This window comes from Hahella ganghwensis DSM 17046 (genome assembly GCF_000376785.1).
Lineage (GTDB): Bacteria > Pseudomonadota > Gammaproteobacteria > Pseudomonadales > Oleiphilaceae > Hahella > Hahella ganghwensis.
Window position 1 is genome coordinate 1 of record NZ_AQXX01000035.1, and the last position, 6,572, is coordinate 6,572.

Genomic DNA, 6,572 nt, shown 5'->3' on the forward strand with positions numbered 1-6,572 from the left:
CTGCTAACCTGCTGCCTTTTGCACTGGGGAGTGGGGATGCCAACCAAGAGACTATCAATGCGACAACTAAGAGAAATATTACGCCTGCGGTTGCAGGCAAACCTCAGCGTTCGGCAAATCCACCGTAGTTTACGCGTCAGTGTCGGCGCCGTTTCCAAGGTGCTGACCCAAGCGCAGGCGCTGTCTTTACATTGGCCAGCCATTGAGCAGATGGATGATGTTCAATTGGCTTGTCAGTTCTATCCCAATGCGGATACACGCCAGTCTACCCAGTTTGAAATGCCTGATTGGCGAGAGGTCCACCAGGAACTTGCCCGCAAAGGCATGACCAAGCACCTGCTATGGGAGGAATACACCCAGCAATATCCCAATCGGAGCTACATCTACCCGCAGTATTGCCATCACTATCAACGCTGGCAGCAAACGCAGCGCCGCTCCATGCGGCAGAGGCACAAGGCGGGCGAGAAGCTGTTCGTGGACTATGCCGGACAAACCGTCCCGATCGTCTGAGCCAGCACCGGGGAGGTCCGCGACGCCGAGGTGTTTGTGGCGGTGATGGGCGCCTCCAGTTACACCTTTGCCGAAGCCACCTGGAGTCAGGCGCTACCCGACTGGTTGAACAGCCACGCCCATGCGTTCAGCTTCTTCGGTGGTGTGCCGCAGATGGTGGTCCCGGATAATCTCAAGAGTGGCGTCAGCAAAGCCTGTCGTTACGATCCGGAAGTGAATCCTGCTTACCAGCAACTGGCGGCTCACTATGGCACCACCATTGTCCCGGCCAGGCCTTATAAGCCCAAAGATAAAGCCAAAGCGGAAGTTGGCGTACAGGTGATTGAGCGTTGGATATTGGCCCGCCTGCGCCATCAGACCTTCTTCTAGCTGGCGGAGCTGAACACCTGTATCCGTGTTTTGCTCAACGACGTGAATGCCCGACCGTTCAAGCAGCTCAGCGGGTCTCGGCAGTCCTGGTTCGAATCCATCGACAGGCCGGCACTCTCACCGTTACCCCTACAGGTTTATGAATACACCGACATCAAAACCGCGAAGGTCAACATCGATTACCACATTCAATACGACCACCTGTACTCTGTCCCGCATCATCTGGTGGGGGAGCGTGTAGAGGTGCATGCCAGCCGCACATTAATCACCGTGTTCTTCCACAATAAGACGATTGCCAGTCATCCCAGGCAGCACCGTCCAGGCATGAGCACGACCCCTGCCCATATGCCGACCCAACACCAAAAGCACCATGCCTGGAGTCCGGGGCGATTGATGAACTGGGCTCAGGACATTGGTGATGAGGTGCTTGGTTGGGTGAAGTATCAGCTCAACAGCAAGCCACATGAGCAACAAGCCTATCGAGTGTGTCTGGGGCTGCTCAATCTCTCCCGCCAGTACCCCCGGGAGCGTCTCAACAGCGCCTGCGCCATTGCCAATCATCGGCACCTGTATCGGCTCAAGCACATCAAGTCCATCCTTCAGTCCAATCAGGACAGGCTTTACCAGGGGGCCGACGAGACGGCTCCTCAATTACCACAAGCTCACGAGAATATCCGTGGGCCTCATAGCTTTCACTAGCAGGACAACCTTATGATCCAGCATACCTTAACCCAACTGCGCCAGATGAAACTGACCGGCATGGCCGACGCGCTGACCATGCAAACTGAGCAACCAGGCAACTACGACGCCTTAAGCTTCCAGGAGCGTATTCAATTGCTGGCAGATAGCGAGCAGCATGAGCGGGAGCAGCGCAAGCAGCAGCGCCTGCTCAAAGCGGCCAAACTGAAACTGCATGCCACCGCCAAAGGCATCGACTACAGCCACCCTAGAGGACTTAGGCAATCGCAAGTGGCCTCTCTGTTGCCATGTGACTGGGTGAGCAAACATCAGAACCTGCTGCTCACAGGTCCCTGCGGCTGCGGGAAAACCTATCTGGCTTGCGCCTTGGCCCATACCGCCTGCTTGAAAGGCTATAGTGCGAAATACTACCGCCTCTCCAGATTGATGCTGGAACTCTCGCAAGCCAAAGCCGATGGGACCTACAGCAAAGCCCTCCAGCACCTGGCCAAGCTGGATCTGCTGATCCTGGATGACTGGGGGTTAGAGCCGTTGAAAGCAGCGCAACGGAATGACTTGATGGAGATTATGGATGACCGCAATGGAAGCTCATCCACGGTGATCATCAGTCAACTCCCCACGGATCAATGGTATCAATCCATCGGCGACAACACGTTGGCGGATGCCATCCTGGATCGTCTTATGCACAACGCACACAGAATCAACCTGAAAGGGGAATCGATGCGAAAAACCCGGTCTGAGTTGACCGATGGTGAACACTTGGCGTAAAAAAGGGCTTCGCCCAATGCGGGAGATCTCAGGTGTTCACGATGCGCCAGAATGCCTGTTCACGTTCGGCAGAATACGCATCCGGTAGAGGGTCCGTTTGTCTTCCCACAAACTGCTGACCACAAAGCGCGGATTAGGTCCTTTTTCAGTGACTTCCAACTTCGCCAGGATGGCGCGGGCCTTCTTCCATTCTTTAGCGCCATAGATCACCCGGATAAAATGAACCTGCTTATCCCCGGTGATTTCGTGCATCCGTTTTACCACCTCCATGCCTTCGGAAACCGCCTCCAGAAGGCGGCTGTTCTTGGCGATACCAATGATGTAGTCCACGCCATGGCGATCCATCCAGTCCAACATGCGGTGCCGACAGAAGCCGCTGTCGGCCCGCACAATAATCTGGGTTTTGGGCCAGTGGCGACGAAGGAACTTCGCCAACAATGCCGTGATCGCCCAACTGTGCTTGGCTGCATCGATGTTACTTGGCCGCAGGTAACTGACCAGTGGCTGGCGACCACAGAAGACATACAGCGGCAGGAAACAGTAATGGTCATAATACCCATGCGGAAGGCCGCCCCGAAAGAACCGGCCTTGCTGGTTGCCGTGAATGGGAATGTCCGAAGCGTCCAAGTCCAGAATCACCCGCTTGGGCGGTTTGCGGTAGGAAGCCACAAAGCGTACCCACAAGGCTCGGTGCGCCTCAATCACTGAGGCCCGCTCAACCCGTTGCTCCATGCGCCCCAAGGTAGCTTTGCTCGCCAATGGCGTCATCCGGTTCAGCGCGGTTTGGAACGTGTGATCCTCGCGCAGGCTGTCGTGATCATTCAGGTCTTCATACCCGCAGGCGAGGCTGTAAAGGCGTTGCCGTACCAGATCCAGCATGGGATGCTGAACTTTCCCGGCTTGGCGTTCATCAGGGACACAATGGGCAAGCCCAAGACTGATGCCAGCTTTCTGATCAATCTCTCTTAACAACAGTAACCCGGCATCGGAGGTGATATGACCGCCGGAAAACTGGGCTTGAATCAGGCGTTTTTGCAGTGGCGAAAAGGATAAGATTTCTGGTAGCATTTTGGCCAACGGATGGTGTGTTTGTTTTTCAACTTAAGCAATTGAAAGTTAAACACATTCATCCGTTTTTTGTTAGTGCTTCATGAGAAATCCGGGCTAGCGCCGTGACCGCCCTGAGGCTGGCAGTCTCGGTGATCGCTTCGCAGCTCTCACCTCGGAGTTCCTCGGCTACATTGTCCCCGAAGCTTTGCACCATGCATCGCTGCCATCGCACAGTCGGGTAGGGAACCGCTGATGGGACAACGGGTCTCTTATCCATAGCCTCCCTGGCTGGATGAAACAATCATAGAGGCGACTTCGTGTCGCACCACAGAGTTTTGAACACTACCGCCCCCCCCTTCTACGACCAAAGAAATTCGCTACTGGCAAGAGTCCTTATATGATTGATCAAATGCCGGAGGAACTAAAGAGTATTTCTCAAAGGCCGCTTTAATTTCCCCTGATAGCCGCATCTGATCTATGGCCTCCTGCAGAGGCCTCTTGTATTTACTGTTCTTCGCTAGGCCGAAATAGATGCCAATATGTTGGTTAACTTGATACTTCGCATATTCAAAGTCCACAATATCAGCCGCTGATAGCGCCTTTTCAAGGGCAACCTTATCTATCAGTGCCATTGTGTCGAACCTATCGCTGAGGAACATTCTACTCATGTTGTCATCATCATCGGATTCCACAAGCTTTAGGTCAGGGGTTTCATGAAGTTTAGAGAAGTAGAAGGTTCCCCGTTTAACTCCGATCCTCAGATTCTTTAAATCTCCGAAGTCCTTAATACTGTTGGACATTCCCTTTTTGACCAAAAAGTATACTGGTTTTTCTAGATACCCTACCGGACCAACAAAGTCCACTTCCTGAGCCCTTTCTGGTGAACAGAGTAGTCTCGGGAGAATGTCGATACTCCCTCTTTTTAGCAGCATGTAACTGGCTTGAAAGTGCCTCTCCTGGAACCGAACGGAATTCCCTGTTCTTTCGACAGCTGCTCGAATTATGTCAATCAATGGGCCAGATGGAACTCTGTTTTCCACTATCATATTAGGAGGCCTATGGCGGATATCAACTGTTAGTACTTCCGACCACGCGCTGGAACTTAGTAGCCACAGAAACATCATCAAGGATATCTTTGCAAAGTAGATAATAATTCTCATGTGAATGGCCTCTCTTTCATAAATACTTCTGTTGATCCACGTTCTTCACTCTTCAAGTAATGATTTATAGTCTCTCAAGTTTGATGGCGTTAGTCCATGACTTATCAGTATACTATGTATTTCTCCATTGTAGTAAATGTATAGTAGAGCATCATTAAACTTATCTACTACCTCCCGACTAGTCGAAAGCTTTGGAAATCCCACATAATAGTCTAGAACTCTATGGGTGTATGCAAAACGTACACCTGTTAGTTGATTCTTAGCAATGATGTAATCACCGACACTTCTATTTGAGTACACAGCTTGAACTCTTCTTACATTGAGCTTCTTGAATCCTTCAATATCGTCAGCTCCCATCTCTATTGTCATTTCTCCTACAAGTTGGGCAACATTCTCTAGGGATCGTGATGTATTAGAAGGACCAAACACCGCTACACGGTATCCACTAAAGTCAAGCAGTTCTGAATACTCTTTATTGTCTTGAAATGGCACGAAGAAACCATACTCCGTTCTGGCAATGGGGAGAGTAAAATGTAGCCAAGCTTCCCTTGATCTATTTCTTCCTAGAACAAACAAGCCATCTACTTTGGCTCTCTCAGCGAGCATGAGAGCTCTACGCCATGGATATAAAGTTACGCTGCATTTTGTTTCCATTAACTCGCACGCGCGCAATACAATATCTACTATAGGTCCCTTCGGCCCTGAATCAGATTCATAGTGAAATGGACCAAAGTCTTGTGTAGCAAATTTTAGCTCGCCTTCAACACCATGGGTTATACTTGTGAATAGGGTAAAAAAAAGTACACTGAGAGCTTTCATAATCACTCCTGAAACTAAATCTAATCTAGTAAGAGGTTTGGACTTTCTAGTAGCTCTTTGGTAATTCTATGAGCCTGGTGGAGAGGATACGTTATAGCGCTGGAGTATTATTTGCGCTTCACCCGAGCTATATAGCTTTTTCAAGGAAAAGTTGAACCTCTTCACAAGCGATCTATCGGCTTTTCCTTTTACAAACCCCACATAATAGTTGAGTCCTTTATGGCTCCAAGCATATCTTACTTTGGGTGTTGCTCTAAGATTCTTAGCTATCATCCAACCAACATCTCTATTGGAATAAACGGCATCGACCTTTCCATTAATAAGGTCTGAGAAAGATTCTATGTCGTCCTGTTTCAAGGATATCCTCATAGATGGAATGGCCCCCTGCACTATGCCAAGGGATTTCGAAGTATTAGATGGACCGAATACTCCAACTAAGTGATTTGAAAAGTTACTGACCGTAGAATAGACCCTATTGTTGCCGCTCTTAACAAAGAACCCGTACTCTGTGTATATGATTGGCAAAGTATATCGAAGCCACTTTCCGCGTTCTAAATTCCAGCCTATAACAAAAAGGCCGTCAACTCTCTTCTCTCTCGCCTCCTGCTGTGCTTTAGACCAGTCCATTATGTTGATTTTACATGCTATTCCTGCGTTCAAACAGATCTCTTGGACAAGCTCGACTCCAACGCCAGAGGGTTGGTCATGCTCAATCATTGAGAAAGGAGGGAATTCCTGAGTATTGAATTTAAGCTCTGCTGCATTACTGAAGGGTAAAAAAGGGACTATTACTAGTACAGAGAATATAATGTGCTTCTTCATTCTTACCTCACTAGCAAGACCATGCTACTCCGATTTACTTATATAAGATATTAGCCTCCCTCCGAAATAGGTCAAATTATAATCAGGAATATTGCTACGATTGGCGCGTAGAGTGCAAAAAATGTAAGCGTCCGGCTATCACAGGTTGACCGGACCGCTCCAGTTGTGAGGCAGTAATTCAGCAATGGCACTGTTCTTCTGCGTCGGCAGACGCGCCAGTACATCTTTCAGATAAGCATAGGGATCATGTCCGTTCAGTTTGGCCGATTGGATCAGACTCATTACTGCCGCTGCCCGCTGACCACTGCGCAGCGATCCGGCAAACAACCAGTTGGAACGACCCAGCGCCCAAGGCCGGATCTGGTTTTCCACCCA

At 50.0% G+C, this 6,572-nt stretch carries 7 protein-coding genes and 1 pseudogene; 2 read left to right on the forward strand and 6 right to left on the reverse strand.

Annotation, left to right across the window (positions count from 1 at the left end):
• Nucleotides 1–36 precede the first annotated feature (36 nt).
• Both istA and istB read left to right on the forward strand, forming a co-directional pair.
• Nucleotides 37–1,578, forward strand: a pseudogene (gene istA, locus F566_RS34695) (IS21 family transposase).
• A gap of 12 nt (nucleotides 1,579–1,590) precedes the next feature.
• Nucleotides 1,591–2,346, forward strand: coding sequence for an IS21-like element helper ATPase IstB (gene istB / locus F566_RS0100645; protein WP_020405046.1), 756 nt, complete (start codon nucleotides 1,591–1,593; stop codon nucleotides 2,344–2,346).
• A 36-nt stretch (nucleotides 2,347–2,382) separates the two neighbouring features.
• Here the strand turns inward: istB and F566_RS0100650 are convergent, their stop codons facing one another.
• From F566_RS0100650 to F566_RS0100670, 6 genes are all read right to left on the reverse strand, one after another.
• On the reverse strand, nucleotides 2,383–3,414 hold the full coding sequence (locus tag F566_RS0100650) for an IS1380 family transposase (RefSeq protein WP_020405047.1): 1,032 nt from the start codon (nucleotides 3,412–3,414) through the stop codon (nucleotides 2,383–2,385).
• A gap of 58 nt (nucleotides 3,415–3,472) precedes the next feature.
• Nucleotides 3,473–3,673 (reverse strand): hypothetical protein, encoded by a 201-nt coding sequence (locus F566_RS37120; RefSeq protein ID WP_169334426.1) that lies wholly within the window; start codon nucleotides 3,671–3,673, stop codon nucleotides 3,473–3,475.
• A 100-nt stretch (nucleotides 3,674–3,773) separates the two neighbouring features.
• The gene (locus tag F566_RS0100655; protein ID WP_020405049.1) at nucleotides 3,774–4,556 is read right to left on the reverse strand and encodes a substrate-binding periplasmic protein; all 783 of its coding nucleotides are present in this window, start codon (nucleotides 4,554–4,556) and stop codon (nucleotides 3,774–3,776) included.
• A gap of 45 nt (nucleotides 4,557–4,601) precedes the next feature.
• Nucleotides 4,602–5,375, reverse strand: a complete 774-nt coding sequence (locus tag F566_RS31450; protein ID WP_020405050.1) for a substrate-binding periplasmic protein — start codon at nucleotides 5,373–5,375, stop codon at nucleotides 4,602–4,604.
• A 66-nt stretch (nucleotides 5,376–5,441) separates the two neighbouring features.
• On the reverse strand, nucleotides 5,442–6,197 hold the full coding sequence (locus F566_RS0100665; protein WP_020405051.1) for a substrate-binding periplasmic protein: 756 nt from the start codon (nucleotides 6,195–6,197) through the stop codon (nucleotides 5,442–5,444).
• 138 nt (nucleotides 6,198–6,335) lie between these two features.
• The coding region (locus tag F566_RS0100670; RefSeq protein WP_020405052.1) for an IS66 family transposase at nucleotides 6,336–6,572 on the reverse strand (237 nt) is incomplete at its 5' end.

Bases quoted from the DNA above. Each gene is read 5' to 3' on its own strand.
- F566_RS31450 (WP_020405050.1), bottom strand. From the start codon at position 5,375: ATGAAAGCTCTCAGTGTACTTTTTTTTACCCTATTCACAAGTATAACC.
- F566_RS0100655 (WP_020405049.1), bottom strand. From the start codon at position 4,556: ATGAGAATTATTATCTACTTTGCAAAGATATCCTTGATGATGTTTCTG.
- F566_RS37120 (WP_169334426.1), bottom strand. From the start codon at position 3,673: ATGGATAAGAGACCCGTTGTCCCATCAGCGGTTCCCTACCCGACTGTG.
- F566_RS0100665 (WP_020405051.1), bottom strand. From the start codon at position 6,197: ATGAAGAAGCACATTATATTCTCTGTACTAGTAATAGTCCCTTTTTTA.
- istB (WP_020405046.1), top strand. From the start codon at position 1,591: ATGATCCAGCATACCTTAACCCAACTGCGCCAGATGAAACTGACCGGC.
- F566_RS0100650 (WP_020405047.1), bottom strand. From the start codon at position 3,414: ATGCTACCAGAAATCTTATCCTTTTCGCCACTGCAAAAACGCCTGATT.